This is a genomic window from Nocardiopsis protaetiae (genome assembly GCF_045446735.1).
GTDB lineage: Bacteria > Actinomycetota > Actinomycetes > Streptosporangiales > Streptosporangiaceae > Nocardiopsis > Nocardiopsis protaetiae.
Genome location: NZ_JBJJBV010000578.1, coordinates 1 through 286, shown reverse-complemented (window position 1 = coordinate 286; position 286 = coordinate 1). Strand labels below are relative to the sequence as shown.

At 71.3% G+C, this 286-nt stretch carries 1 protein-coding gene; it reads left to right on the top strand.

From position 1 onward, the window contains the following. Nucleotides 1-286 (top strand): DDE-type integrase/transposase/recombinase (locus ACJOT3_RS34750; protein WP_406977356.1); only part of this gene is annotated, 286 nt, incomplete at both ends.

Genomic DNA, 286 nt, shown 5'->3' with positions numbered 1-286 from the left:
GGACCGGGCCACCGGCCGTGTGGTGCGCCGCTACGAACGCGAGCGGCCCGGCGAGCTGGTCCACGTGGACATCAAGAAGCTCGGCAACATCCCCGACGGCGGCGGCCACAAGATGCTGGGCCGCGCCCGGGGGCGCAAAAACCGCTCCCGGGCCGGGTACGCCTACCTGCACAACGCCGTGGACGACCACTCCCGCCTGGCCTACTGCGAGATCCTGGCCGATGAGAAGAAGGAGACCGCCACCGGGTTCTGGGAACGCGCGGCCGCCTACTTCGCGTCGGTGGGC